This window comes from Shewanella mangrovisoli (assembly GCF_019457635.1).
Taxonomy (GTDB): Bacteria; Pseudomonadota; Gammaproteobacteria; order Enterobacterales; family Shewanellaceae; genus Shewanella; species Shewanella mangrovisoli.
This window is the reverse complement of record NZ_CP080412.1, coordinates 2,422,963-2,449,070: the sequence shown is the minus strand read 5'-3', so window position 1 is coordinate 2,449,070 and position 26,108 is coordinate 2,422,963. Positions and strand designations below refer to the sequence as shown.

24 protein-coding genes and 3 tRNA genes are annotated in these 26,108 nt (G+C 47.2%); 12 read left to right on the top strand and 15 right to left on the bottom strand.

Annotation, left to right across the window (positions count from 1 at the left end; genetic code table 11):
- The 4 genes from K0H60_RS10705 (at position 1) to sodC (ending at position 4,603) form a co-directional block, all read left to right on the top strand.
- The gene (locus tag K0H60_RS10705) at positions 1 to 978 is read left to right on the top strand and encodes an alpha-ketoacid dehydrogenase subunit beta (protein WP_011622791.1); all 978 of its coding nucleotides are present in this window, start codon (positions 1 to 3) and stop codon (positions 976 to 978) included.
- 9 nt (positions 979 to 987) lie between these two features.
- Entirely contained in the window at positions 988 to 2,583 is a 1,596-nt protein-coding gene (locus K0H60_RS10700) for a dihydrolipoyllysine-residue acetyltransferase (RefSeq protein ID WP_220055696.1), read from the top strand.
- Between the two features lie 144 nt (positions 2,584 to 2,727).
- On the top strand, positions 2,728 to 3,801 hold the full coding sequence (nadA, locus tag K0H60_RS10695; RefSeq protein WP_011622789.1) for a quinolinate synthase NadA: 1,074 nt from the start codon (positions 2,728 to 2,730) through the stop codon (positions 3,799 to 3,801).
- A 289-nt stretch (positions 3,802 to 4,090) separates the two neighbouring features.
- On the top strand, positions 4,091 to 4,603 hold the full coding sequence (gene sodC, locus K0H60_RS10690) for a superoxide dismutase family protein (RefSeq protein WP_088212356.1): 513 nt from the start codon (positions 4,091 to 4,093) through the stop codon (positions 4,601 to 4,603).
- 124 nt (positions 4,604 to 4,727) lie between these two features.
- Here sodC and gap read toward each other — a convergent pair whose 3' ends face one another.
- Together gap and K0H60_RS10680 are read right to left on the bottom strand one after the other, a co-directional pair.
- A complete protein-coding gene (gene gap / locus K0H60_RS10685) occupies positions 4,728 to 5,738 on the bottom strand; it encodes a type I glyceraldehyde-3-phosphate dehydrogenase (protein ID WP_011622787.1) in 1,011 nt (336 codons plus the stop codon).
- Between the two features lie 212 nt (positions 5,739 to 5,950).
- Positions 5,951 to 6,838: a DUF2989 domain-containing protein gene (locus K0H60_RS10680; RefSeq protein WP_220055695.1), complete on the bottom strand. Its 888-nt coding sequence runs from the start codon at positions 6,836 to 6,838 to the stop codon at positions 5,951 to 5,953.
- Positions 6,839 to 7,044: 206 nt separating this feature from the next.
- Between K0H60_RS10680 and K0H60_RS10675 the strand changes: the two genes are divergently transcribed.
- The 5 genes from K0H60_RS10675 (at position 7,045) to K0H60_RS10655 (ending at position 10,589) form a co-directional block, all read left to right on the top strand.
- Positions 7,045 to 8,478: a glyceraldehyde-3-phosphate dehydrogenase gene (locus K0H60_RS10675; RefSeq protein WP_011622785.1), complete on the top strand. Its 1,434-nt coding sequence runs from the start codon at positions 7,045 to 7,047 to the stop codon at positions 8,476 to 8,478.
- Between the two features lie 314 nt (positions 8,479 to 8,792).
- Positions 8,793 to 8,868, top strand: a tRNA-Gly gene (locus K0H60_RS10670).
- 23 nt (positions 8,869 to 8,891) lie between these two features.
- A tRNA-Cys gene (locus tag K0H60_RS10665) sits at positions 8,892 to 8,965 on the top strand.
- A gap of 49 nt (positions 8,966 to 9,014) precedes the next feature.
- Positions 9,015 to 9,101, top strand: a tRNA-Leu gene (locus K0H60_RS10660).
- Between the two features lie 294 nt (positions 9,102 to 9,395).
- Positions 9,396 to 10,589 carry an amino acid aminotransferase gene (locus K0H60_RS10655; RefSeq protein WP_220055694.1) on the top strand — a complete coding sequence of 398 codons (1,194 nt, stop codon included), beginning with the start codon at positions 9,396 to 9,398 and terminating at the stop codon, positions 10,587 to 10,589.
- 131 nt (positions 10,590 to 10,720) lie between these two features.
- On the opposite strand, the gene K0H60_RS10650 is transcribed toward K0H60_RS10655, so the two are convergent.
- A complete protein-coding gene (locus K0H60_RS10650) occupies positions 10,721 to 11,644 on the bottom strand; it encodes a YvcK family protein (RefSeq protein ID WP_220055693.1) in 924 nt (307 codons plus the stop codon).
- A 316-nt stretch (positions 11,645 to 11,960) separates the two neighbouring features.
- Here K0H60_RS10650 and K0H60_RS10645 point away from each other — a divergent pair, with 316 nt between their 5' ends.
- Both K0H60_RS10645 and K0H60_RS10640 read left to right on the top strand, forming a co-directional pair.
- The gene (locus K0H60_RS10645) at positions 11,961 to 12,773 is read left to right on the top strand and encodes a glucosaminidase domain-containing protein (RefSeq protein WP_220055692.1); all 813 of its coding nucleotides are present in this window, start codon (positions 11,961 to 11,963) and stop codon (positions 12,771 to 12,773) included.
- Positions 12,766 to 13,389 carry a DUF2987 domain-containing protein gene (locus tag K0H60_RS10640; RefSeq protein WP_220055691.1) on the top strand — a complete coding sequence of 208 codons (624 nt, stop codon included), beginning with the start codon at positions 12,766 to 12,768 and terminating at the stop codon, positions 13,387 to 13,389. Before K0H60_RS10645 ends, K0H60_RS10640 begins: the two co-directional genes overlap by 8 nt.
- Positions 13,390 to 13,448: 59 nt before the next feature.
- Here the strand turns inward: K0H60_RS10640 and ttcA are convergent, their stop codons facing one another.
- The 11 genes from ttcA to ccoN form a co-directional block, all read right to left on the bottom strand.
- On the bottom strand, positions 13,449 to 14,417 hold the full coding sequence (gene ttcA / locus K0H60_RS10635) for a tRNA 2-thiocytidine(32) synthetase TtcA (protein WP_220055690.1): 969 nt from the start codon (positions 14,415 to 14,417) through the stop codon (positions 13,449 to 13,451).
- A 78-nt stretch (positions 14,418 to 14,495) separates the two neighbouring features.
- On the bottom strand, positions 14,496 to 15,428 hold the full coding sequence (uspE, locus tag K0H60_RS10630; protein ID WP_011622779.1) for a universal stress protein UspE: 933 nt from the start codon (positions 15,426 to 15,428) through the stop codon (positions 14,496 to 14,498).
- Positions 15,429 to 15,566: 138 nt separating this feature from the next.
- Positions 15,567 to 16,319 carry an FNR family transcription factor gene (gene etrA, locus K0H60_RS10625; RefSeq protein ID WP_218738453.1) on the bottom strand — a complete coding sequence of 251 codons (753 nt, stop codon included), beginning with the start codon at positions 16,317 to 16,319 and terminating at the stop codon, positions 15,567 to 15,569.
- A 55-nt stretch (positions 16,320 to 16,374) separates the two neighbouring features.
- Entirely contained in the window at positions 16,375 to 17,067 is a 693-nt protein-coding gene (locus K0H60_RS10620; protein WP_220058146.1) for a sulfite exporter TauE/SafE family protein, read from the bottom strand.
- A gap of 8 nt (positions 17,068 to 17,075) precedes the next feature.
- Positions 17,076 to 17,288, bottom strand: a complete 213-nt coding sequence (gene ccoS / locus K0H60_RS10615) for a cbb3-type cytochrome oxidase assembly protein CcoS (protein ID WP_023265289.1) — start codon at positions 17,286 to 17,288, stop codon at positions 17,076 to 17,078.
- A 20-nt stretch (positions 17,289 to 17,308) separates the two neighbouring features.
- A complete protein-coding gene (locus K0H60_RS10610) occupies positions 17,309 to 19,708 on the bottom strand; it encodes a heavy metal translocating P-type ATPase (protein WP_220055689.1) in 2,400 nt (799 codons plus the stop codon).
- A gap of 22 nt (positions 19,709 to 19,730) precedes the next feature.
- A complete protein-coding gene (locus K0H60_RS10605; RefSeq protein WP_011717084.1) occupies positions 19,731 to 20,210 on the bottom strand; it encodes a FixH family protein in 480 nt (159 codons plus the stop codon).
- 110 nt (positions 20,211 to 20,320) lie between these two features.
- Complete coding sequence (gene ccoP / locus K0H60_RS10600) at positions 20,321 to 21,289, bottom strand: cytochrome-c oxidase, cbb3-type subunit III (RefSeq protein ID WP_088212366.1); 969 nt, start codon at positions 21,287 to 21,289, stop codon at positions 20,321 to 20,323.
- Positions 21,289 to 21,465, bottom strand: coding sequence for a CcoQ/FixQ family Cbb3-type cytochrome c oxidase assembly chaperone (locus K0H60_RS10595; RefSeq protein ID WP_011072349.1), 177 nt, complete (start codon positions 21,463 to 21,465; stop codon positions 21,289 to 21,291). The genes ccoP and K0H60_RS10595 overlap by 1 nt, the downstream gene beginning before the upstream one ends.
- A gap of 11 nt (positions 21,466 to 21,476) precedes the next feature.
- Entirely contained in the window at positions 21,477 to 22,103 is a 627-nt protein-coding gene (gene ccoO, locus K0H60_RS10590; RefSeq protein WP_011622772.1) for a cytochrome-c oxidase, cbb3-type subunit II, read from the bottom strand.
- A gap of 12 nt (positions 22,104 to 22,115) precedes the next feature.
- On the bottom strand, positions 22,116 to 23,552 hold the full coding sequence (gene ccoN, locus K0H60_RS10585; RefSeq protein ID WP_011072351.1) for a cytochrome-c oxidase, cbb3-type subunit I: 1,437 nt from the start codon (positions 23,550 to 23,552) through the stop codon (positions 22,116 to 22,118).
- A 223-nt stretch (positions 23,553 to 23,775) separates the two neighbouring features.
- Between ccoN and K0H60_RS10580 the strand changes: the two genes are divergently transcribed.
- Positions 23,776 to 24,261, top strand: a complete 486-nt coding sequence (locus K0H60_RS10580) for a hypothetical protein (protein WP_220055688.1) — start codon at positions 23,776 to 23,778, stop codon at positions 24,259 to 24,261.
- Between the two features lie 108 nt (positions 24,262 to 24,369).
- On the opposite strand, the gene K0H60_RS10575 is transcribed toward K0H60_RS10580, so the two are convergent.
- Positions 24,370 to 25,947, bottom strand: a complete 1,578-nt coding sequence (locus tag K0H60_RS10575; RefSeq protein ID WP_220055687.1) for a DUF3369 domain-containing protein — start codon at positions 25,945 to 25,947, stop codon at positions 24,370 to 24,372.
- Positions 25,948 to 26,108 lie beyond the last annotated feature (161 nt).

Here is a 26,108-nt window from a genome sequence, read left to right as displayed (position 1 = left end):
GTGGCAGAAATGAATATGTTACAGGCCGTCAATGAGGCCTTGTCAATCGCCATGCAATCTGATGAGCGCATGGTGGTATTTGGTGAAGACGTTGGCCACTTTGGCGGTGTGTTTCGCGCAACCTCAGGTTTACAGGAAAAGTTTGGTCGCAGCCGCTGCTTTAACACGCCGCTGACTGAACAAGGTATCGCGGGTTTTGCCAACGGTTTAGCCTCTAATGGTATGACTGCCGTAGCGGAAATCCAGTTCGCCGATTACATCTTTCCGGCGTTCGATCAGATAGTGAACGAGTCGGCTAAATTCCGTTACCGCAGTGGCAATGAATTTAACGTGGGAAGCTTAGTGTTCCGTACACCCTATGGTGGCGGTATTGCGGGCGGCCATTACCATTCACAATCGCCAGAAGCTTATTTTACTCAAACGCCAGGCTTAAAAGTGGTTGTGCCACGTAATCCCGAACAGGCCAAGGGCTTATTATTAGCTTCTATTCGCGATAAAAACCCTGTGGTGTTCTTCGAGCCAAAGCGTTTATACCGTGCTTCTGTGGGTGAAGTTCCTGCGGGCGATTATGAAATCGAGCTGGGTAAAGCCGAAGTGGTGCGTGAAGGGAAAGATATCACCTTAGTGGCCTGGGGCGCACAGATGGAAATCATCGAAAAAGCGGCCGACATGGCGGCAAAAGAGGGGATTTCCTGCGAAATTATCGATTTACGTACACTCGCGCCATGGGATGTAGATACAGTTGCCGATTCTGTGAAGAAGACAGGCCGCTTACTCATCAACCACGAAGCGCCATTGACGGGTGGTTTTGCGGGTGAAATCGCCGCGACGATTCAGCAAGAGTGTTTCTTGTATTTAGAATCCCCCATCAGCCGTGTATGTGGTCTAGATACCCCATATCCACTGGTCCACGAAAAAGAATATATGCCCGATGCGCTCAAGACCTTTGAAGCCATTAAGGCATCAGTGAACTTCTAGGAGTCCGGTATGATTAAAGATTTTATTTTGCCGGACATTGGTGAAGGCGTTGTCGAGTGCGAACTCGTCGAGTGGTTGGTGCAAGAGGGCGATACCATTGCTGAAGATCAGCCCATCGCTGATGTGATGACAGACAAAGCCTTAGTGCAAATTCCGGCGCCTTTTGCAGGAGTTGTGACCAAGCTGTATTACGCCAAAGGCGATATCGCTAAGGTGCATGCACCGCTTTATGCCGTGCAGATTGAGGCTGACGAAGCCGCGCCTGTTGCTGCGTCTCAACCTGAAACACACGCAGCGATACAAACATCTGCAAGCCAAGCCAGCGCGTCTGCTACTAGCGTGGAAGAGTTCCTGCTGCCCGATATTGGTGAAGGGATTGTTGAGTGCGAACTGGTCGAATGGTTAGTACAAGAAGGCGATACTGTGGTTGAAGACCAACCCATCGCCGATGTGATGACAGATAAAGCCCTAGTGCAAATTCCCGCCATCAAAGCGGGTAAGATTGTCAAACTGCACTACCGTAAGGGCCAGTTAGCTAAAGTCCATGCGCCATTATTTGCGATTGAGGTTGAAGGTGGTGTTAGTGCACCAGTCAGTCATGTACAAGAAGCCAGCGCCGCCGCTGTGAATACCGCTGCACCAGCAGCTTGCGCGGCGGTGTCCTCGGAGCCTGCTCGCCAAGGTAAAGCCTTAGCCAGCCCAGCTGTGCGCCGTATGGCGCGAGCCTTAGATATCGATTTAAGTCGCGTACCTGGGAGTGGCAAACATGGCCGTGTGTATAAGGAGGACATTACTCGCTTCCAAGCGCAAGGCGGAGCTGTGCCTGCCGTTGCACCAGTGGCGGTAGCGCCAACTGTTGCTCAATCAGCTGTTTCTACCGCAGTGGCAAGCGCTGCTCGGGGTGATATTGTTGAGCCTATCCGTGGCGTGAAAGCCGTGATGGCGAAAATGATGGTGGAATCGGTATCAACCATTCCACACTTCACCTATTGCGAAGAGTTTGATTTAACAGATTTAGTCGCACTGCGTGAAAGCATGAAGGCCAAGTACTCTTCCGACGAAGTTAAGCTGACCATGATGCCATTCTTTATGAAGGCCATGTCGTTAGCCTTAACGCAGTTCCCAGTGCTTAACAGCCAAGTGAATGCTGATTGTACGGAAATCACCTACAAGGCGCGTCATAACATCGGTATGGCGGTCGACTCTAAGGTGGGATTACTGGTACCAAACGTCAAGGATGTGCAAGATAAGAGCATCCTTGAGGTCGCTGCCGAGATTACCCGCTTAACCAATGCTGCGCGTAGCGGCCGTGTGGCGCCGGCGGATCTTAAAGAAGGCACAATTTCGATTTCAAATATTGGCGCCTTAGGTGGCACAGTCGCAACGCCGATTATCAATAAACCGGAAGTCGCAATTGTCGCATTAGGTAAGTTACAAACCTTGCCTCGCTTTAATGCGAAAGGTGAAGTGGAAGCGCGTCAGATCATGCAAGTGAGTTGGTCTGGCGATCACCGTGTAATCGATGGTGGCACTATTGCCCGTTTCTGTAATCTATGGAAACAATATCTTGAGCAACCGCAGGATATGCTATTAGCCATGCGCTAATCGGCTGTCAGCCAATACTTACAGCCAATCCAGCAAAAAAGGACGCAATTTAGCGTCCTTTTTTATTCGTAGGCCACAAATGGGTTAATCTTTTGATCCCAATTACGTATAATTCGCGAACGTTGTTATCCTGATGGATTTGTTATGAGCCCCAGCCCATTTGCCCCAACAATCGAAACTATTGATTATCCGTTTCCGCCTAAGCCAATTCCTCTGTCCGATGCCGAAAAGGCGGACTACAAGGCACGTATCAAGCAGCTGCTGATTGAAAAAGATGCGGTATTGGTTGCCCATTATTATACCGACCCTGAAATTCAAGCGCTGGCCGAAGAGACTGGCGGTTGTGTTTCCGACTCACTCGAAATGGCGCGCTTTGGCCGCGATCATCCCGCCAAGACGTTAATCGTCGCCGGGGTGAAATTTATGGGCGAAACCGCCAAAATCTTAAGCCCAGAAAAAACCATTCTGATGCCGACTCTTGAGGCGACCTGTTCATTGGACTTAGGTTGCCCCATCGATAAATTCAGCGCCTTCTGTGATGCGCATCCTGATCATACCGTGGTCGTTTACGCCAACACCTCGGCGGCGGTAAAAGCCCGTGCCGATTGGGTGGTCACCTCGAGTATTGCCCTTGAAATCGTTGAACACTTAGACAGTGAAGGTAAAAAAATCATTTGGGGCCCAGACCGTCATTTAGGCAGTTATATTGCCAAACAAACCGGCGCCGAGATGTTGATGTGGCAGGGCGACTGTATCGTTCATGATGAATTTAAGGCCAATGCGCTGCGTGATTTAAAGCGGGTTTACCCCGATGCGGCGATTTTAGTGCACCCAGAGTCACCCGCGAGTGTGGTGGCGATGGCCGATGCTGTCGGCTCCACCAGCCAGTTGATTAAAGCTGCACAAACCATGGCTAACGAGCGTTTTATTGTGGCGACCGACCGCGGTATTTTCTACAAAATGCAACAAGCGGCGCCGGGTAAAACACTGATTGAAGCGCCTACCGGTGGTAACGGTGCCACCTGTAAGAGCTGTGCCCACTGTCCTTGGATGGCGATGAACGGCTTAAAGGCGATTGAAGCGTCATTAAGTGACAGCGACAAAACGACCCATGAGATCTTTGTCGATGAAGATTTACGCGTGAAAGCCTTAATCCCGCTGACCCGTATGCTCGATTTCGCTAAGACACTGAATATGAAAGTGAAAGGCAACGCTTAACCAAGCGTCCACAAAACTCACGAAAAATGAAATCCCTGCCACTGGCGGGGATTTTTGTATCAGCGCAAAATGATAAACACTAATGCTGCTAAGTATGTGCTTAGTAAGGTGTGCTAGCTTTAGAAGCCATTCTTCATAGATGCATATATGCTTCAATTTAAAGAAATACACGCTTTTTTACTTACCGGATCGGTGTTGTTGACCTAAATTTGATATAGCAAAGCGTAGGTGAGTTCACTCATTGCGCTGTGTTCATGCAATTTTGTATAAGATAACCATGGAGAAGGGTATGAAAAACATCGTGTTACTGCTTGCTTCAATGTCTGCTGCCAGCGCATTTGCAGACGTGAGTGTGCCAATGAATCTTGTTAACGAAAAGGGCGTGGGTGAAAGTGTCGGTCAAGTGACTGTTTCAGAATCGCAGTATGGAGTGGTATTTACGCCATCACTCAAAGGCTTAATGCCGGGATTACATGGTTTCCATCTACATGAGAACGGCAGCTGTGATCCAAAGGAAAAGGACGGAAAAATCGTCCCTGCTGGTGCGGCAGGTGGACACTATGATCCTGCCGCCACGAAAGCCCACGGTACGCCATGGGGAGAAGGGCATTTAGGCGATCTGCCACCATTGTTTGTCGATGCAGACGGTGCTGCTAGCCAGGCCGTGCTGGCACCGCGTTTAAAAATGAGTGATCTTAAAGGTCATGCGATCATGATCCATGCCGGTGGCGATAACCATTCTGATCACCCCGCGCCTTTAGGTGGCGGCGGTGCGCGTGTGGCCTGCGGTATTATCAATTAATGTATCGCCACAGTCAGTTGTTAGCGGCGAAATACTAGCATTGGTAACGACAGTGCGTTGATAAGCCGTTACATCGACATAAAAAAGCCCCGCAAGAGCGGGGCTTTTTGATAAAGAAGAATGATTACTTCGCGTTCATCAGCGCAACTGCGTTGTCCAACATACGGTTACTGAAGCCCCATTCGTTATCGTACCATGCCATCACTTTGACTAAACGGCCGTTTACGCGGGTTTGAGTCGCATCGAAGTTAGATGAAAACGCATTGTGGTTAAAGTCGATAGACACCAGTGGCTCTTTGTTAACCGCTAACACTTCGCTCAGTGGCGCAACAGCAGCGGCACGTTCGATAATGGCGTTAACTTCTTCAACAGTGGTATCACGTGCAGCAATGAAAGATAAATCCACTAAAGACACGTTAACAGTCGGTACACGTACTGCTAAACCATCGAATTTACCTTGTAATTCAGGCACAACTAAACCTACTGCCGCAGCAGCGCCCGTTTTAGTTGGGATCATAGACAGTGCAGCTGCGCGCGCACGGCGTAAATCTGTGTGGTATACGTCAGATAAACGTTGATCGTTGGTGTACGCGTGGATAGTAGTCATCAGACCCGATTCGATACCAATCTCATCGTTTAACGGCTTAGCGAAAGGCGCTAAACAGTTAGTGGTACATGATGCGTTAGAGATAACTGTCATATCCGCGGTCAGCACATTGTTGTTAACACCGTAAACGACGGTTGCATCAACGTTTTTGCCTGGTGCAGAGATAATGACTTTTTTCGCGCCCGCAGCTAAATGTGGCTGTACAGATTCTTTAGAAGTGAAGATACCTGTACATTCGAACACGACGTCAACTTGTAAGTCGCCCCAAGGTAATTTACCTGGATCGCGCTCTTGGAAGGTGAGGATCTTGTCGCCGTTGACATAAATTGCTTCCGCATCATGCTCAACTTTGGCATTGAAACGACCATGCACAGAATCGTATTTTGTCAGGTGAGCGTTGATTGAAGCGTCGCCTAAATCGTTGATGGCAACAATTTTGATTGGGTAAGCTTTTTCGCTTTCATACAGGGCGCGTAATACGTTTCTACCGATACGGCCATAACCATTTATTGCTACACGGATAGTCATCTCATATCCCTCTGGTGATTATAAAATTCAACTGGTAGTAAAATTACCAAACTGACAGCTATCGTCAAGTGAATTCGGCAATTTTGCCGGGATTCGGTTAACAAATTAGGTGTTTTTTTTACATCGGTCGCGAAAACACCATTTTTAGCTCGGCATTTGGATAAAAAATTACAAGATGGCAAACATTTTGCCGACATTCCTCAAAACGCAAGTTAAGGCGAATTAGGCTTCTCTGGCTCGACAGTTGCTGCCGCAGGCGGTGACGCCTCGGTGGGTTGAGGCGCGAGCCAAAGCGCAACAGGGCTCGTTGAATAGATACCATCTTCTAACGCATCGATTAAGTTTTGGGCGTATTCATCTAATTTGGCCGCCAGCGTTTTGTCGCCACCGATTAAGGCTAGCATCTTATCTTCAGAATACTTCTGCTGCGTAAGTAGTAAATTGGCCTTTGTCAGCATATAAGTTTTTTCAAGCGCTTGGGTTTGGCGATAGGCAGAGGCAAGCCCAAGCAACCAATTGGGGTCAAAGTCAGCGTATTGGATCTCTGCGAACACTTTAAGATAGAGTTGTTGCGCTTTGATGGCATTACGGTTGCTGTAGTAGGTGGCTATCTGCGCCAACAGAAATGGCTCAGTGACTTCGCCAGCATTTTCTTGTGCCAATAACCGGTTTAGCGCACTGGTATCGCCAAAACGTGTCCATTGATAATAAGACATAAAGGGATCTTGGCGCTCACGGGTTTCATCCTGTAGGCGACTGAGGTTTTGTGTGCTCAAGCGAAAGGCTCTTGCGCGGTCAGCCGTGCGATTCGTATGGATGATATGTTGCACCCCAGAGGCTAATTCAATACAACGGCTGTAATCCTCAAGGTAAGTTAACTGTTGGTAAAGTTGCTTACCCGTAGGATTTTTGTTGTCTAATAGGTCGAATCGGTTCTGGATCAGCTTCGTTTTCTCAGTTAAACACCAGCCATCCTTATGCAAATCGGCACAAATTTCAGGATTATTTTTACAAATCGTTTCGATATTTCGGCCATTATCACAACCGAAAAGGCTTATCGCGAGGGTAAATGATGTAATTATTACTAGATTTTGTCTCAAAATACGCTCCAAAATGCAATTTTCTCTAATAAAATTACAGATTTACAGAAAATATCTTACTGGCAAGCTGGGTCAGTTTTCATTACAATGGCGCCGACCAAAACACAGGGTTTCCCCTAAAACCTACATAAGATTATTGGTCTTTTCGTCATGTTACTCAAACCTTTCAATATATTTTATTGAAAAGTGAGATAAAGGATCTGTAAATGAGCGCTGATAAACACCTACAAAGTTGGCAAGAACGTTTTGAAATGGCAGAGGCAATGCAACCTTTGCTGGGCAAGTTGTACCGTAACCAAGGCGTCGAAGTTGTGGTTTATGGTAAGCCATTACTCAATGCTTCTACTATTGAGATTATTAAAGCGCACCGTTTAGTTCGTCGTCATGTCGGCGAGAAATTACGTTTACGCGAGAGTTTCCCATTTGTTCAAGCCTTAAGCAGACTCGCTGTTAAACAATGTAAAGTGGATATTGGTAAACTTGCCGTTAAATACTGGGCTGAACATACCGATACCAACGAAATCGAAAGCTATATGGCACGCGAATTAGCGGCGGCGATTGACCATGCTGATGATATCGCACCGCGTGATGTAGTGTTGTATGGTTTTGGTCGTATCGGTCGCTTATTAGCGCGCTTACTGATCGAACGTACTGGCCGCAGCAACAAGTTAAGACTGCGCGCTATCGTATTACGTGGTGGTAAGAAGGGCGATTTAGAAAAACGCGCTAGCTTATTGCGTCGCGACTCAGTTCATGGTCCATTCAACGGTTCAGTTGAAGTGGATGAAGAGAACAACGCCATCATCGCGAACGGCACCTATATCCAAGTGATTTACGCAAATTCGCCTGATGAAGTGGATTACACCAAATACGGTATTACAGATGCCTTAGTGGTAGACAACACGGGTATTTGGAAAGATGAAGCTGGCCTTGGTTTACATTTGAAGAGCCCAGGTGCAAGCAAAGTGTTACTGACAGCACCAGCAAAAGGCGCCATCAAGAACATCGTTTACGGCGTGAACGAAGGCGACATCACTGCGGAAGACATCATTGTGTCTGCGGCGAGCTGTACCACTAACGCCATCACACCTGTACTGAAAGCGGTAAACGACAAGTACGGTATCGAGAATGGTCACGTTGAGACGATTCACTCATACACGAACGATCAAAACCTGATCGACAACTACCACAGTGCTGACCGTCGTGGTCGCAGTGCACCATTAAACATGGTGATCACTGAAACGGGTGCAGCTAAAGCCGTTGCTAAAGCTCTGCCAGTATTAGCAGGTAAACTGACAGGTAACGCGATTCGCGTGCCAACACCAAACGTGTCTATGGCGATCATCAGCATGAACCTCAATGCTGAGACCAACAAAGACGAATTAAACGAATACCTGAAAGACACGGCGCTGCAATCACCATTGCAAAACCAAATCGATTACACAGACTCAACTGAAATCGTATCAAGCGATTTAGTGGGTTCTCGCTATGCCGGTGTAGTTGATTCGCAAGCGACCATCGCCGAAGGTAAACGTGCCATTCTGTACGTATGGTATGACAACGAGTTTGGTTACAGCTGCCAAGTAGTCGGTGTCATGCAGACCATGTTAGGTCTGACGACTCTGTCTCTGCCGGCATAATCGCTACGCACATAAAAACGTCCAATAAAAAGCGCCCAGTAGGGCGCTTTTTTTATGGAATGATGCGCTTTGTTACGGCGGGATAAAATCACTTCATCCTTTGTCGTTGCAAAGAAAATCATCAAATTGATTATTCCATCGGCAAGTTTTTATCTCTGTGGCTGAATATTGGGCAAACAGTGCTGCTAAGCGCAATATTTCAAATTTGTTGATTGACTCTGAAGGTTAAATCGGTAGAATGCCAATCCGCAGTCAGGGGAAAGCGTAGCAACGTAACTCCTAAGCTTAATGACTCATTAAGCTGTGACATCGATGCGACATTAGCTCAGTTGGTAGAGCGATACCTTGCCAAGGTATAGGTCATCGGTTCGAACCCGATATGTCGCTCCAACTCTTTACGAGTTTGGAAAAATGGCGCGATGGCAGAATGGCTATGCTGCGGATTGCAAATCCGTCGATCTCGGTTCGACTCCGGGTCGCGCCTCCATAGATTAAGGTATTAATGACACGATTCCCGTCGTTAATATAAAGAGTTTGCCCGAGTGGTGGAATCGGTAGACACAAGGGATTTAAAATCCCTCGCTGGTAACAGCGTGCCAGTTCAAGTCTGGCCTCGGGTACCATAACATAGAGAAGGCCTAACAGATGTTAGGCCTTTTTTATTGCCACAAATCCAGTTACAACCCCTACAAATTAATCCTGAAACGAATAGTGATCTGCCTCTTAAAAATCACAATTATCAAAAATTTCAGCTTCAAGACAATTGATCTCTCATTTAGTTGTTATTTATTTTAATCAATCCATAATACGCAAACTATTTCCTTAAGATGCGGCAATAGGCGCTATTCCCCCTCTTAAGACAGTGGTATAAATAAGCCGAATTTCCCCCTACACGTGAACATTTAGGATAAGTAGTCATGATTTTCTCTCAGGTAGTACTCGCACCCGCTGATCCCATCCTTGGTTTAACCGATACCTTCAAGGCCGATCCACGCCAAGATAAAGTGAACCTCGGTGTTGGCATTTATAAGGATGAAGCAGGGCAGACTCCAGTATTACAGTCAGTGAAGAAAGCAGAAGCCCTATTGCTTGAGCAAGAGAAGACCAAGAACTATTTAGGTATTGAAGGGGTACAAACCTATAACCGCGTAGTGCAAGAGCTATTATTTGGCGAGGGTAGTGAGCTTGTGACGTCAGGCCGTGCAGCGACCGCTCAGGCGCCAGGTGGTACTGGTGCACTACGTATTGCCGCCGAGTTTTTACTGCGTAACACGCCATCGCGCGCTGTGTGGGTAAGTAACCCAACTTGGGCGAACCATCAGAATATTTTCGAAACTGCGGGTTTAACGGTTAAAGAATACGGTTACTACAACGCCGCTGCCCACGATATCGATTTCGACGGCATGATGACAGATCTCGCCAATGCACAGGCAGGTGACATTGTTCTACTGCACGGCTGCTGCCATAACCCAACGGGTATTGATTTGACCTTAGCCCAATGGGAATTGGTTGCCAATCTGTGTGCAGAAAAGCAGTTAGTGCCATTGTTTGACTTTGCTTATCAAGGTTTTGGTGCTGGGATTGAAGAAGATGCCGCAGGCCTGCGTTTAGTGGCTGCAAAAGTACCTGAGTTGTTAGTGGCTAACTCTTTCTCTAAAAACTTTGGTCTCTACAACGAGCGTATCGGCGCTGTGACTGTAGTGGCACAAAATGCCGATGAAGCGGTGCGTGCCTTTAGCCAAGTGAAACGTACTATTCGCGCCAATTACTCAAACCCACCCGCACACGGCGCGTTGATCGTTAGCACCATTTTAAGCGATGCGGCATTAAAAGCACTTTGGGTACAAGAGTTGACCGAAATGCGTGAACGTATCGCCGAGATGCGTACTCTGTTCGTCCAAAGCTTAAAGGATGAAGGCGTGACTCAAGACTTTAGCTTTATTTCCCGCCAAAACGGTATGTTTAGCTTCTCTGGCTTAAATAAAGCGCAGGTTGCACGCTTGAAAGACGAGTTTGGTATTTATATCGTTGGTTCGGGCCGCATTAGTGTAGCGGGTATGACCAAAACCAATATGCCTGTGATCTGTAAAGCGATTGCTAAGGTTCTTTAATTTAGGACTCTAATTTAGCCCTCTAAATTAGCTTCTAATATAAGAAGAGGGCTTATTAAAAAGGACAGCTTAGGCTGTCCTTTTTACATTGTGGATGTTGAGAGACGCTTATGTTTGCCATTAATCCGTCGTTATGATGCCAAGGTCTCTAGCGGTAAATCCGACTTAATTCTCAATACTGCACTGAGCGCATCACGCAGCCCAGCCTGATCGTGTAATTGCGGATTGTGGCGATTCCTTAACGGAAAGTAATTCATTAAAGTCCCAAGGCGTACTTGTTCAGAGTGGCGCAGCACCTTAGTGATCACAGGCTTACCAATCACTTGATGGCACCAAGCAATTCGCTGCTCAATACTAAACTGACCTGCTGGCGAAGTTTCTTCATTCAGATTATCGATAAAAACCACAGGCGCAGTGCTCATCGCTAAGGCTTTGGCAAAGCAGGGCAATAATAGCGGTGGCATAATACTGGTCAGGAAGCTCCCAGGGCCTAGGATGATTAGATCCGCGCGGCTGATGGCTTCACAGGCTTCGGCGGTCGCATCGACCTGTGGCTCGAGGCATAGGGCAATGGGCGCCTCATTCATCTTATCGACATTAACCTCACCAAATACCTTACAACCAGAGGCTTGCAATGCCACTAGATGCGTTGGTTGCTCTGACATAGGGATGATATTGGTTTCAATCTTAAGCATATGCCGAATAAGATTGACGGCTTCGAGGGGTCTAACACAAAGCTTATCGAGGGCGAGCAACATCAAATTGCCCAGATTATGGCCGCTAAGTTCGGTTTCGCCCTGAAAGCGATACTCAAATAATTGCGAGCTCACCGATGGGCGATGGGCAAGTTGAGACAGACAATTACGCAGATCGCCCCACGCAATACAGTCCTGCTCGGCCCGTAATCTGCCCGTAGAACCACCATTATCTGTAGTTGCAACAATGCCTGTGAGACGACTTCCCAAAAAATCTAGCGATGAAAGCACGCGGCCTAATCCGTGACCACCGCCAATGGCGACCACGTGTCTGTATTGATTTAAGATTTGATGCTGCATGAGGGTTCCTTCCTGAATACCCATAAAATCCTGTCCTGTTGTTAAGCGGTGCTGCGAAGCCGCGTTTGGGCTCGTTTGCCAACACCTGCGTTAACGGAACCTTAGTATAAAAGCTCAGTCAAAAGCATGCACTAAATATTCACGCTGCAAATGTACCAAAGTGTATGAGTTCAGCGCGGGATCGCATTTTGGCGTAACAAACTCATACCAGCGTTGGGCATGGGCGGTTTTGCCGCCACATTTCGTGAATTTCAAGATATGACATATAATCTGGCGCTTATTTTGCCACTCGTGACTCAATATCAAAGGTGACTTATTGAAAACAGGTAGAATTGGTTCGTTTACACTCGCGTTAGCCCTAGTGATCTTAGCGATTTTTTCGCTGAGAGTCTGGCTCATTCCTACTATCGATGAGCCTGAATCTATCGTTAACCAACTGGAAAACTCCGTTGATCCCGTTACTCAAGTGCCTGACTTTTCTGCCATCAATGATGTAGCGGAAAAAAAGCGTGCCTTTTTTGATTTTCTCAGGCCGATTATTCAACAGCAAAACGCCATTATTGCCACCGAGCGTGACTTTATCACCGACATGTTGGCCTTAGTGGAGAACGACAGCACTCTGTCGGATACGCAGCTAGCGCAGCTCAATCAGTTATTTGATAAATATCAATATGCTGCCCGTAATGTGGATGCAAAATCACTCAACAGTTTACTTAAACGGGTCGATATCATTCCCGAATCTATGGTGCTGATTCAGGCGGCCAATGAATCGGGTTGGGGCAGTTCACGTTTTGCCCGTGAAGGCTTTAATTTTTTCGGCGAATGGTGTTTTAGTAATGGCTGCGGCATAGTGCCTTCCTCTCGAGGTTCAGGCAAAACCCATCAAGTGAAAGTGTTTCCCTCGGTGGACGCTTCAGTGTCTTCCTACATGCGCAATTTGAACTCGAATACGGCATATACACTGTTTCGCTCAATTCGGGCCGATTTACGCGCTCAGGAAGCCGAGTTAAGTGCCGATCAACTGATCTATGGACTAGTGAATTATTCTGAAAGGCAAGAAGCTTATATCGACGAATTACTCGATATGTTACGTCATAATGAAAAATATTTGGTGAAGGCGGATGTATAAAAAATGGTGGTTAGTGGGGCTTTGTCTATGTGCAACCAGCTTGCAGGCAGAAACGATTTCCCTCGAATATAAAGGCTTCTATGACAGATTAAAGCAAGTCAATAAGGGCAATTATCAGTTAGTCGAAATCGCCTTTAGTGTGCCAATGCTGCCTAATTGCCAGATCCAGAGTGGCAGTATTTCAAGTGAATTAAATTCAACGCCACTGATTTATACTGCGGCGCAGCGATTGTTTATTCCCTTTGATGATGCGCTGAAAGACCAACGCGCGTTAGTGAATCTGCAGTTTGAGGGCAAGGCTGAGGGTTGTGGTATTGCTATGCAAGTCAGAGCTAAGCAGACGTTAGCAACATACGACAAGGCGCGACTAGCGCAAATCGCCAGCGAAATGGATGCTTTACTCGGAGCCATGCAAGGCTTCCCAATGCGCTATTTTAAGGAACCCATCGCGGGCTTAAACTTTGAATTTGCTCAAGACCAAGCTGTTAGTGTGACGCTCGATGGGCGTGAGCAACAGGTGGATAGCAGCTTTAAGCTGAGTGTTGAGCAGCTTAATAGTTTGACATCATTGCAATTTAGCCAAGCGCCGACCGTACTGAGCCCTTGGGTTAAGTAACGATAGGATTGAAGCTATAAAAAAGCCCACGAGAGTGGGCTTTTTTATGCGCGCCGCGTTTACACTTCGTAAACGTTGACGATATTGATGCGTTTTGCCGCATCTAAATCGATATGGCCGCTGTTGGCGATATCCAAAAAGTCAAATGCGGGTAAATCGGCTTCGGCCACATCACCCTTCATCGGCGCGTTGGGATCGCGTTTCAAGGACACAAAGTCAAACTGTTCACGGTCAACACCCTGTGAAGGGGCGGTGTTTTGCATGGCGGTGAAAATGGTTTCAATACGGCCAGGGTAGAGTCTATCCCACTGATTGAGCATGTCTTTCACAGCTTGACGCTTGAGGTTTTCCTGCGAGCCACAAAGGTTGCATGGAATGATGGGGAATTTTTTCAATTCCGCATATTCTTCTAAATCCTTTTCACGGCAATAGGCGAGTGGGCGAATAACCACGTTTGCGCCATCGTCTGAAAGCAACTTAGGTGGCATGGCCTTCATCTTGCCGCCGTAGAACATATTGAGGAACATGGTCTCAATAATATCGTCTCTGTGGTGGCCTAGCGCGATTTTGGTCGCACCGATGCGCTGTGCAAAGCCATAGAGGGTACCGCGACGCAGGCGAGAGCACAGCGAGCAAGTGGTTTTGCCTTCAGGAATTTTCTCTTTCACAATCGAGTAAGTGTCTTTCTCGAGGATGTGATAGGGAATATTCAGGCTGTCTAAATAGGCGGGCAGCACGTGCTCAGGGAAACCAGGCTGCTTTTGATCTAAGTTAACGGCAATAATTTCGAACTGTACGGGCGCTCGCTGCTGTAGATTAAGCAAAATATCCAGCATGGCGTAACTGTCTTTACCGCCACTTAAACAGCACATGACTCGGTCGCCATCTTCAATCATATTGTAATCGGCGATGGCACTACCCACTTCACGGCGCAGACGCTTCTGTAACTTATTCAGACGGGTAATTTGTTTTTTTGATAATTCTTCAGGCATTTGACTCGCCGTAACTTCAGACATAGCTTCCAACATAAAAAAAAGCGCCCAGTAACTCAGTTTCAGGGCGCGTATTATTCCAGCTATCGACGGCGGGGTAAAGAGCGGCGTGCGTTACGCCTCTTCAAGCGGTGATTTATAACCATCGGGTTTGATGGCTAATAAGTCACAGTTAATGCTATCAATTACATGCTCTGCGGTATTGCCGATAAGTGCCGCCGAGAATCCAGTTCGACCGACAGTGCCTAAAATGACCAGCTCGGCATCGAGTTGCTCGGCAAGCTCAGGGATCACATCCTCAGGCAAGCCTTCTTTCACATGGCAGTGCAGGGTATCGATACCATAGGCATTGGCAAGGTATTGCACTCGTTGTTCGTGTTGCATGCGAATGGTGTCGTTATAGGTTTGAGCATCGAAATCAGGCAGTTCAATGGCAAGATTCACCGGCGTGCCGGGATAGCCATTGACTAAGTGCACTTCGGCGGCAAATTTTGCGGCTAAATCCTTGGCATGTTCGATAATCTTGCCGTTTAGCATTTGATGATCTGTGTCTTCGGTTGCCACGTTGACCGCGCAAAGGATTTTACCCGCTTCGGGCCAATCATGATCTTTGACCATCAACACAGGCACAGGCGCTTTACGCATCAAATGCCAATCGGTTGGAGTAAAGATCACCGCCTTTAACTTGTCGTGGGCATGGGTGCCTTTGACGATCAAATCATATTGTCCGGCAATCGCATGGTTGATGATGCTTTCAAATGGGCGATTGTGCCAAATCACTTGAGTATCAATATCGAGTTGCAGATGGTTGTAAGCAGTCAGTAGATCTTGGATCCACGCCAGACGCTGATCAATCACGCCTTGGCGCATGGCTTCGCGCTCTTGGCTCGATAGAATCGATGTCATTTCATAGGAGAAGTCAAAAATAGACAGAAACACAGTCACATGGGCGTTACTTTTACTGGCCAAGGTCACCGCTCGGGCGAGTGCAACCTGATGCTCTGTCGTGGGATCGACTACTACCAGTATTTTTTGATAATCCTTCATAACATGTTCCTTTAGTCATAGGCTCATGTTCATCATGAGCCTTTGGCAATTATCTGTATTGTTCTAGATCAAAACTCTTTTCAAAACCAGTGCCTAGCGCATTAATTACAATTATTAAAGCATAAGGGAGGGTGTGACTTATCTGGCGATCCTGGCATTACCCGCCAAGAGATTCAGTTCATTGTGGTCAAGGATGGTGATGTATTTGCCTTTTACTTCAATCAAACCCGACTTTTGGAAACGGCCTAACAATCGGCTGATGGTTTCGACGGTTAAACCTAGGTAGTTACCAATGTCACCACGGGTCATGGTTAAACGGAACTCTTTAGGGGAGAATCCACGGCTGCCAAAACGATTAGCGAGATTACTGATAAACGCGGCGAGGCGTTCTTCGGCGTTTTTCTTGCTGAGCAGTAAAATCATCTCTTGGTCGCTCATGATTTCATTACTCATTAAGCGCATAATTTGCTGACGTAACTTGGGCATGCTGCCTGAAAGCTCATCGAGAATGTTGAAGGGGATTTCACACACCATAGAGGTTTCTAAGGCTTGAGCAAAACTCTGATGGGACTGAGCATGAATACCATCAAAACCAATCACATCGCCAGCTAAATGGAAACCGGTGATCTGCTCATCGCCCTGCTCGGTAATAGTGTAGCTTTTGACTGTACCAGAGCGGATGGCGAACAGAGATTTTAACGGATCGCCTGATTTAAAAATCTGCTCACCTTTTTGAATTGGCTTTTTACGCTCAATGATGTCGTCGAGCTGATCGAGCTCATTGGCATTGAGGGTAAACGGAATACAAAGGGTTCCCATACTGCAATCGTGACAATGAATTGTGCACCCACTCGCGGCGGGACGACGGTTTTTATTCTGCTCTATTGTCATGTCGGTTCTCAAGTTAATCCACTGCAGCCATGTTAAACCAATTCACTCGCTTGGGCTAGTTTAGCTGCGACAGGGCGATATATAAAGTTTGTGCGCCAAAGGCAATTAAAAGTAAGCCACTCAATAATCTAACGGTTTTTTGCTGTACCCAATTGGCTAAGCGTTTGGCCGCCACACCGGCACTTAAGAGCGCAGGGAGTGTTCCTAAGCCAAAGGCGATCATAATCAAGGCGCCTTGGCTAGCAGAGCCAGCCGCCACCGACCAGGTTAAGGTGCTATACACTAGCCCGCAGGGCAGCCAGCCCCAAATCAATCCTGCGGTGATGGCCTGCATTGGTGAGGTGATTGGCACGAGACGTTGAGCTAAGGGTTTAAGGTATCGCCACAACACTTGGCCGAGGCGCTCAATCTGCACTATCCCCACCCAGATTTTGGCTATGTAAAGCCCGGTTGAGATCATCATCACGCCGGCAATTATTCTCAGGATTAACAGGTAACTGTCGAGTTCGAATAAGTGCCCAAGCATGGCCGATGAACCACCCACTAAGGCGCCTGCGAGGGTGTAGCTTAAAATCCGGCCGAGATTATAGCTTAATAAGTAGGTGAGTTGATGGGCTAAGTGATTGCCCTGTTTCGGATTTGGAAGCTGGGAGGAAAAGGCGCCAACCAGGCCGCCACACATGCCAAAACAGTGGGCTGCGCCCATTAAACCAACAAGGAATGCGCCTGTGACGTTATACTCAATCACAGAGCCAATCACAGAGGCATGCCTTTGTCTTGGCTTGTGATTTTCTCTTGATTCGGGTTCGCTGCTTGACTCGGTTTATCGGCATCTTCATCGAAAAGAATCGACACACTTTGACGGTCTAAGTCATCGAATTGTTCGGATTTTACCGCCCAAAAGAACACGGCTACGGCGATCAACACAAAGATCATCGCGATAGGGATTAGTACATAAATGATGCTCATAACCTAAGCCTATTTCATTGTTATAATTTAATTCGTAATAATCTCAAACTGTTACCCACAACAATCAAAGAGCTTGCCGACATACCAAGGGCGGCAATATAAGGCGCAACATGCCCAGTTACCGCCAGCGGTAAAATCAGCGCGTTATAGCCTAAGGCCCAAGCGAGGTTTTGACGAATAATTTGTGTGGTCAGTTTAGCAACCTTGACCGCTTGGGTGAAGCGAGAGAGGTGATCGCCAAGCAGGATGAGATCGGCGCTGTTTTTAGCAATCGCGCTGCCGCTACCCATCGCCACAGATAAATCGGCGCCCGCCAGTACTGGAGCATCATTGATGCCATCGCCGAACATCGCAACAGGTGTCGATTGCTGTAATTTGGTCACCAGTGCCAGTTTATCGGCTGGAGTGAGTCCACTGTGGACATCGCTAATCCCAAGTTCTTTCGCCAATTGATGCACATGCCCTGAGCTATCGCCACTGGCGATACTGACCTGGCAACCTTGTTGCTTCAAAATATCGACGGTTTCTTTGCTATCGACACGGATATTATCTTGGATCTCAATAGTGGCGATGACTTCAAGCTGGCCATTCTGACTGTGGGCGAGCCAAATCAGCTGGTTTGCAAGTTTGGGCTCGGCGGCGGCCCCCGTGAAGCTTGAATTACCAATGCGGTACTCAGTGCCATTAATCAAGCCTTTCACCCCAAAACCCACTTCATGGTGAACTTGCTTTGCAACAACATCGACTTGGGCAAAGCTGGCAAAGGCCGCGGCGATGGGGTGGCGTGAGCCTGATTCTAGCGCCGCTGCAAACGCCAGTACCTGTTCTTTCTCGATATCGCTATGGCATTCAACTTTTGCAATCGATAGGGTGCCGCAGGTGAGGGTGCCTGTTTTATCAAATACCACATGTTTGATTTGTGGCAGTTTTTCAAAGACGCCAGCTTTGCGGGTAATAATCCCAAGGCGGGTAAAAATCGCGGTCGCGCAGGTGACGGCAGTGGGGGTGGCCAGCGCAAGGGCGCAAGGACAGGTGGCCACTAATACCGACAAGGTGACCCAAAAGGCATCTTCGGGGGAGATTTGCAGCCACACCAGATAGGTGATCGTCGCAATCGATAAGATAGTGCCCGAGAAATAACGCGACAGTTTATCGGCTAACATAGCGACGGCAGGTTTAGTGTTTGAGGCTAATTCCTGCAGACGAATAATTTCGGCAACCAATTGATCTTGCCCAAGGGCGGTGACTTTTACCTTGATAGGCTGGTCTAGGTTTATGGTGCCAGCGAACACTTGGCTATCGACAGGCTTTTCAATCGGCATTTGCTCACCAGTGAGCATGGCTTCATTGATGCTAGTATGGCCGTCAACTACGATGCCATCGGCGGCGACCATCTCGCCGGGTTTAATGAGTATAATGTCCCCGAGGCGTAATTTTTTAGCGGGGATCTCTTCTTGCCCCTGGGCCGTGACCAGATGCGCCGTTAACGGCACTAATTTGTGAAGATTGCTGGAGCTAACAGAGGCCTTTTGTCTTGCCTTTTGTTCGAAATAACGCCCAAGCAGCAGGAAGAAGGTAAACATGGAAACCGATTCAAAATAGACTTCTCCCGTGCCATTAACGGTGGCAAAGCAACTGGCAATATAGGCGCCGCCAATGGCGATAGAGACCGACACATCCATATTGAGTTTGCCACTGAGCAGGGTGCGAATGGCGCTGAAATAGAAGGGCTGCGCCGAATACAGCACCACGGGCGTGGCGAAAATCATGCTCACCCAGCGGAAATAATCCCGATATTGCACATCCAAATCGGTAAAGTAACCGGTATAGAGGGCGAGGGCGAACATCATCACTTGCATAGTCGCAAAACCCGCCAAGCCTAAGCGCAGTAAGAATTTGCGGCTATTTTGCTTGGCGGTCAGTTCTTGCTCATCTACTTGATAGGGCGCGGCTTGATAGCCGATACGGCTAATTTGCCCCAGAATATCACTGAGTTTAACTTGCTGTTTATCCCAGCTGATCATCGCCCTTTGGGTGGTGGAGTTGACCATCACTTGGCTTACGCCAGGCAGTTGTTTCACTTTATGTTCGATTAACCAGGCGCAGGCGGCGCAGGTAATGCCGTCGATGGACAGCGACACTGAGTCACTATTTTCCTCTGAGTGGACAAAGTCCTGCTGTACTTCGGGCAAGTCGTAGGCACTAAACTGATTTAATTCATCAGGTACCAGTGCCGTCTGTTTACTGCCAGGTTCGGTTCGAAACTTGTAATAGCTTAATAAGCCTGCATCCACAATGGCTTGTGATACCGCTTGGCAGCCTGGGCAACACATGAGTTCATCGCGATCATTAATGCGGGTGACAAACTGAGTGCCCGTGAGCACGGGCTCATTACAGTGAAAACAACTTGGATGTGTCATAGCAATATTCATTCAACCACAATTAGTTCAACCACAATTGGACGTTGTCTTTGAGTTCGACACGTTGATGAATACGCCATTTGCCATCAAAACCTTCCAGACGGACTTCCCAAGCACCGGTTAATACATCGGGCAGGGTAATGCGATACACATGGTTGGCATCGGCGGTAACTGTGGTCTTAATGTCTTTTTCGGCAATTGTTGGGTGATAAAATTCAACTTTTAATGCGGCTTGGTAAGCTGGACCGCCGTGTTGAGTGAAGAGGAGTTCATGATGATTTTGTTCGAGTTGCCATTGCATGCCAAGCTGCTTGGCATATTTGACCTTACTCAAGTCCATATTGATGGCTTTGCCTTCTTTGTAATAATCCTCGGCGACCAGAGAGTCAGAGTTTGAGAGGGCAATTTTTAGCGTGGTAAAACTTGCGACGACGGCACACAAAGGAAGAATAATTAAAAACCAAGGCCAAAACTGCTTATACCAGGGTTGTTGTTCGCTCATGTTAAATACCCATAATAAAAATTTGCGCCATTTTACCGTTAAAAGGTGGCTTTAGCACTTTAAAAAAAAGGCCTCGACGTTATCGAGGCCTTAGCGTTACTCACATCTAATTACTTGTTTGACAAGCTATAAACATAAGCTGCGATCACGTGGACTTTCTCTTCACCGAGAACGTCTTTCCATGCTGGCATCACGCCTGCACGGCCGTGCTTGATCGTTTCTTCGATCATGCCGCGGCTACCGCCATATAACCAAACATCGTCAGTTAAGTTAGGTGCGCCCATGAGTTTGTTGCCTTTTGCGTCCATACCGTGACACGCAAAACAACCTTTCATGAATGAACCTTGACCTTGAGCTGCGAGTTTCTCGTCGTGCTCACGGCCAGATAACTTAACCACGTACTCGGCCAGACCTGCAATTTCGCTATCGTCGATTGGCAAACCACCTTTTGGCGGCATCATGCCATGACGACCGTTCATGATAGTGGTCTTGATAGTGGCTAAATCGCCACCGTATAACCAATCACTGTCGGTCAGGTTAGGGAAGCCTTTGCTACCACGTGCGTCAGAGCCATGGCACTGTGCGCAGTTTTGTAGGAACAAACGACCACCCACTTTCAACGCTTCTTGGTTTTTCACTAACTCTTCGAGTGGTGTTGCCAAGTAAGCCGCGAAGATTGGGCCATATTTTTCGTTAGCGTGTTTAACTTCTTGGTCGTACTGAACGTACATGCCTTCTTTTGCTGCCAGCTCAATCGCGGCTGCAGAATCGGCTTTAATCCCTTTCTCTGTACCAATGCTTTGGTTAGAGCTAGTCCAGTTCAGTAAACCTTTGTAGTTACCTAAACCTGGGAACAGGGCTAAGTACACTAGGCCAAACACGATAGTGATATAGAACATATAACTCCACCATTTTGGCAGTGGGTTATTGAGTTCTTCGATACCATCGAAACTGTGACCCATGGATTCGCCTTCTTTGACATCCGTGGTGTTCTTTGAACACACACGCAGCAACAGAAAACATCCTGCGATCACAATTAACGAGAGTACGCTAATCCAAATACTCCAGAAGCTACTCATCACTTATTCTCTCCTGAGTCCTTCGATTCCTTGCTGATTTCCTCATCGGAAAACACAAGATTCGCTGCTTCATCAAAGGATTTTTGACGACGCGAGCTATATGCCCAAGCAAATATACCGACGAAGGTCAGCATCACAATGATGGTTAAAATACCTTGTAATGTGCCGTAATCCATATATTGCCTCCTTATTTGAGTGCGTGACCCAAAGACTGAAGATATGCAATCAAGGCTTCCAGCTCTGTCTTACCTTCAACAGCTTTCTGCGCGCCTGCGATTTCTTCATCGGTGTAAAGATCATTACCTTTGTAACCGCCTTTATGCATGTTACGCAGAATAGTCATCTTGTCGCCGGTTAACTTGCCGTCTAACTTGTTTTCGGCAAGCCATGGGAAGCCTGGCATATTCGATTGAGGGACCACAGCACGAGGATCGATTAAGTGAACTTCATGCCATTTATCGCTGTAGCGACCGCCAACACGGGCCAAGTCTGGACCAGTACGCTTAGAACCCCATTGGAATGGGTGATCCCAAACAGACTCACCGGCAACAGAGTAGTGACCGTAACGTTCAGTCTCTGCACGTAAAGGACGGATCATCTGGCTGTGACAGTTGTAGCAACCTTCACGCACATAGATGTCACGGCCTTCAAGTTGCAGGGCTGTGTAAGGTTTCAAACCTTCAACAGGCTCAGTGGTATCTTTTTGGAAAATCAGCGGCGTGATTTCTACCAAGCTACCGAAGCTGATAGCGATAACTGTGAAGATCGCTAACAAACCGATGTTTTTTTCAACTATCTCATGATTAAATTTCATCGAGTTTGCTCCTTAAGCCGCTTTTGCTTCAGCCAGTGCTGGCAATGAATCTTTAGAGGCTTTCACAGTACGGATCACGTTGTATGCCATGATCAGCATACCGGTTAAGAAGAAACAACCGCCGAGGAAACGTACGAAGTAGAAAGGATAAGAAGCTTCCAGACTTTCAACAAAGCTATAAGTCAAAGTACCGTCAGCGTTAACTGCACGCCACATCAGACCCTGCATTACACCCGAAATCCACATAGACACGATGTAAAGAACAGTACCGATAGTCGCTAACCAGAAATGCACGTTAACTAACTTGATGCTGTACATACGGCCATGGCCGAACAGTACTGGGATCAAGTGATACAGAGAACCGATAGACACCATTGCCACCCAGCCTAGCGCGCCTGAGTGAACGTGACCTACAGTCCAGTCTGTGTAGTGAGATAAAGCGTTAACTGTCTTAATGGCCATCATCGGACCTTCGAAGGTCGACATACCGTAGAAAGACAGCGAAACCACTAAGAAACGCAGTACTGGGTCAGTACGCAGTTTGTGCCATGCACCAGATAAGGTCATGATACCGTTGATCATACCACCCCAAGATGGTGCGAACAGGATCAGTGACATCACCATACCTAAAGACTGAGTCCAGTCTGGCAGGGCAGTGTAGTGTAAGTGGTGAGGACCTGCCCAAATGTACAGTGCGATCAGTGCCCAGAAGTGCACGATAGACAGACGATATGAGTAAACAGGACGACCCGCTTGCTTAGGTACGAAGTAGTACATCATACCTAAGAAGCCTGCGGTTAACAGGAAACCTACCGCGTTGTGACCATACCACCATTGCACCATGGCATCGACCGCGCCACTGTACATAGAGTATGACTTGAACAAGCTAACAGGAACGGCCATAGAGTTCACGATGTGAAGCACGGCAACCGTAATGATAAATGCACCAAAGAACCAGTTCGCTACGTAAATATGCGATGTTGTTCGTTTGATAATAGTGCCGAAGAACACTATTGCATAGGAGACCCAAACGATGGTGATAGCGATATCGATTGGCCATTCTAATTCAGCATATTCTTTACCACTGGTGTAACCCATTGGCAGAGTGATTGCTGCTGACAGAATGATGGCTTGCCATCCCCAAAACGTAAATGCAGCTAATTTAGGTGCAAATAGTCGGGTTTGACAGGTGCGTTGTACGACATAATAGGATGTTGCAAAGAGGGCTGATGTTCCGAACGCGAAGATAACCGCATTGGTATGTAATGGTCGCAAGCGACTATACGTAAACCAAGGAGTATCAAAGTTCAGATGTGGCCAGATTAACTGAGCCGCAATTAATACACCGACTGACATACCAACAATACCCCACAAAACTGTGGTTAAGGCAAATTGGCGGACAATGGTGTAATTGTAATCAGCGCCTGTTGGCTGGGAATGGTTCATCATAATGCTTCCACTGCTTATTACTTTTACTTTTAGTAAAGACAAGCTTTACCTGTTATATATGACACAAAGCCCACTTCCCTATTAGGGTTGTGAAGCCATGTCAATGCGTTACCCTACACATTTGTGCTCAAATATGAGGTTTCGCAATGATACTTGAGCCATGTCAAAAAAGATACCAAAGATGGGGTCTGGAAAGTTGATCTAGATCAACCTACGCCATAGAATGTTAACATCTTGCATCACAAGGTTAATTTTTGTGCTTACTCGCAAACTGCTTCCGCTCTCCATCATGCTAGTTATGATGAATCTCACAGCTTGTAATGAAAAAGCAACCCAACAGGTCGAAATAAAGGCTGTAGACCCAACACTTTGTGCTTTTACGCAGGGTGATTGCATTAAAAACGTCGCGGGTGTTGAACTGCGAATTAGCCTGTCACCAGCCCATGCGCCGAGCGAAAAGCCATTAACATTGAAGCTATTAACCTCAGAGCCGATTGACAATCTTCAGATACGTTTAGAGGGTCGAGATATGTTTATGGGGGTTATTCCTGTCAATCTAAATGAACTGAATAAAACTCACTATGAAGGACAGATGATTTACGGTTCTTGCAGCAGCGGATACATGGTGTGGCGAGGATTTATCCGTTTTAACCGAAACGGAGAGGAGCACGCCGTTATTTTTGACTTTCTTGCCGATAATCCTCACTAAGCTGGGAAATTAACGCCCATTAAACCCCTGTTGGTCAATTTAAACGAATAAACGCGTTGATATGACGAATAATGATGAATTCTCTACTGATTTTTAAGTTTATTTTCATTATTCGTCATGATCCTTCCAACTCTCTTTGACCCGCACGAAAATATCGATGTTATTGATAAAGAGTTCGAGCAAATCGGGGTCAAAATGCTTACCCGCACCTTTGCGCATTTCATCTATCACTTCGTCTAATGGCCATGCCGCTTTATAGCAACGGGCGTGAGACAGGGCATCGAACACATCGGCGATGGCAACGATGCGGGCAAAAATGTGAATTTGATCTTGTTGTAAATTGCCTGGATAGCCAGAGCCGTCATATTTTTCATGGTGCTGCAAGGCGATAATCGCCGCCGCTTTAAGGATCGGCCGCTCGGAATTCGCGAGAATTTGATAGCCAATAGTTGGATGTTGGCGCATCACTGACCATTCTTGATCATCTAACTTACCGGGTTTGAGTAACACCGCATCGGGGATCGCGATTTTACCTATATCATGCATAGGTGAAGCGCGGCGCAGCAAGTCGGCTTCGGTTTCGGTTAACCCCGCCAATAACGCAAGCTGGGCGCAATATTCCGCCATGCGTTTCACATGATTGGCGGCCTCTTTAGAACGACTCTCGACCACATCGCCTAAGCGCAGGATCAGCTCTGATTGAGTATCTTCGACTTCCTGATTTAGGAGTAGATTCTCAAAGGCAACCCCGACGTTTATGGCAAAGATATCGACCAGTTTTTTGTCCAAATCATCAATTTTATCAATGCCATCCATATAGAGTAGGTTGATAAGCCCGCTCTTTGTCGGGAAGTAACCCACAAAACAATTTTCTTCGTATAGACAGCGTTTTTGCATTAAGGCGCTACGTAGTAATTTGCTTATATGCTCAGGTAACTCCTTATGTGGAGGGCTATTGGCAAACTGGCCTGTTCCCGCCAGGATTTCGATTTCGGCCGAATCCACATGGCCGCTGATCGCATCCATCGCATTGCAGGTGAGTAATAAGGTTTCAGTATCGAGGTTGAGTAGGGTGGCGACTTGTGTCAGGAGTCCATCGGCAAACTTATGTAGCGTTCGCAGTTCAAACAAGCCCGAGGTAGCCTCAAGCACGCGCTCTAAACCCATTCTGTGATTCATTTGCGCCCGTCTTGCTTGTTCGATTTCCATAATATCGCGGTACGATCGCAACGAAGAGTAGACGCTGGTCATCAGCTTGCGGGAATCGAGCTCAGATTTTGCTTTGTAATCATTAATATCGTAATTGACTATCACATCTTCTTCGGGGGCTTGTCCGGGCTGTCCTGTACGTAGAATGAGTCGAATATTTTTGTTCACTTGCACTTCGCGGATCCATTTGACCAGCTCGAGCCCAGCATGGTCGCTCTCCATCACCACATCGATAAAGGCAACGGCAATGTCTTGCTCCTGTGCGAGTAGTTCTTTGGCCTGTTCACCACTGTAGGCATTAATAAAGGTGAGGGCACGGCCATCGAGTCGAAAACGTGAAAGAGCAAGTTTGGTGACTGTGTGGACATCGGGTTCATCATCAACAACAAGGATCTTCCACGGAGCGGCAGCGGGGGATATTTCTGTGGCTTTCTTCGCGGAGAACAACGGCTTTTTGTTTGTAAGATCAATCACCATCCGATACCTCATCACATAAAGGAGCGTCACACAGTTAGAGTGTAGTAGAAGCCAATCAGATAATTTGAAAAAATTAATAAAGTGGGGGAGTTAGCATTATTGAATCAAGATTATTGATAACTATTCTCATCTTGATATTATCGAGACAGGATTATTAGCAG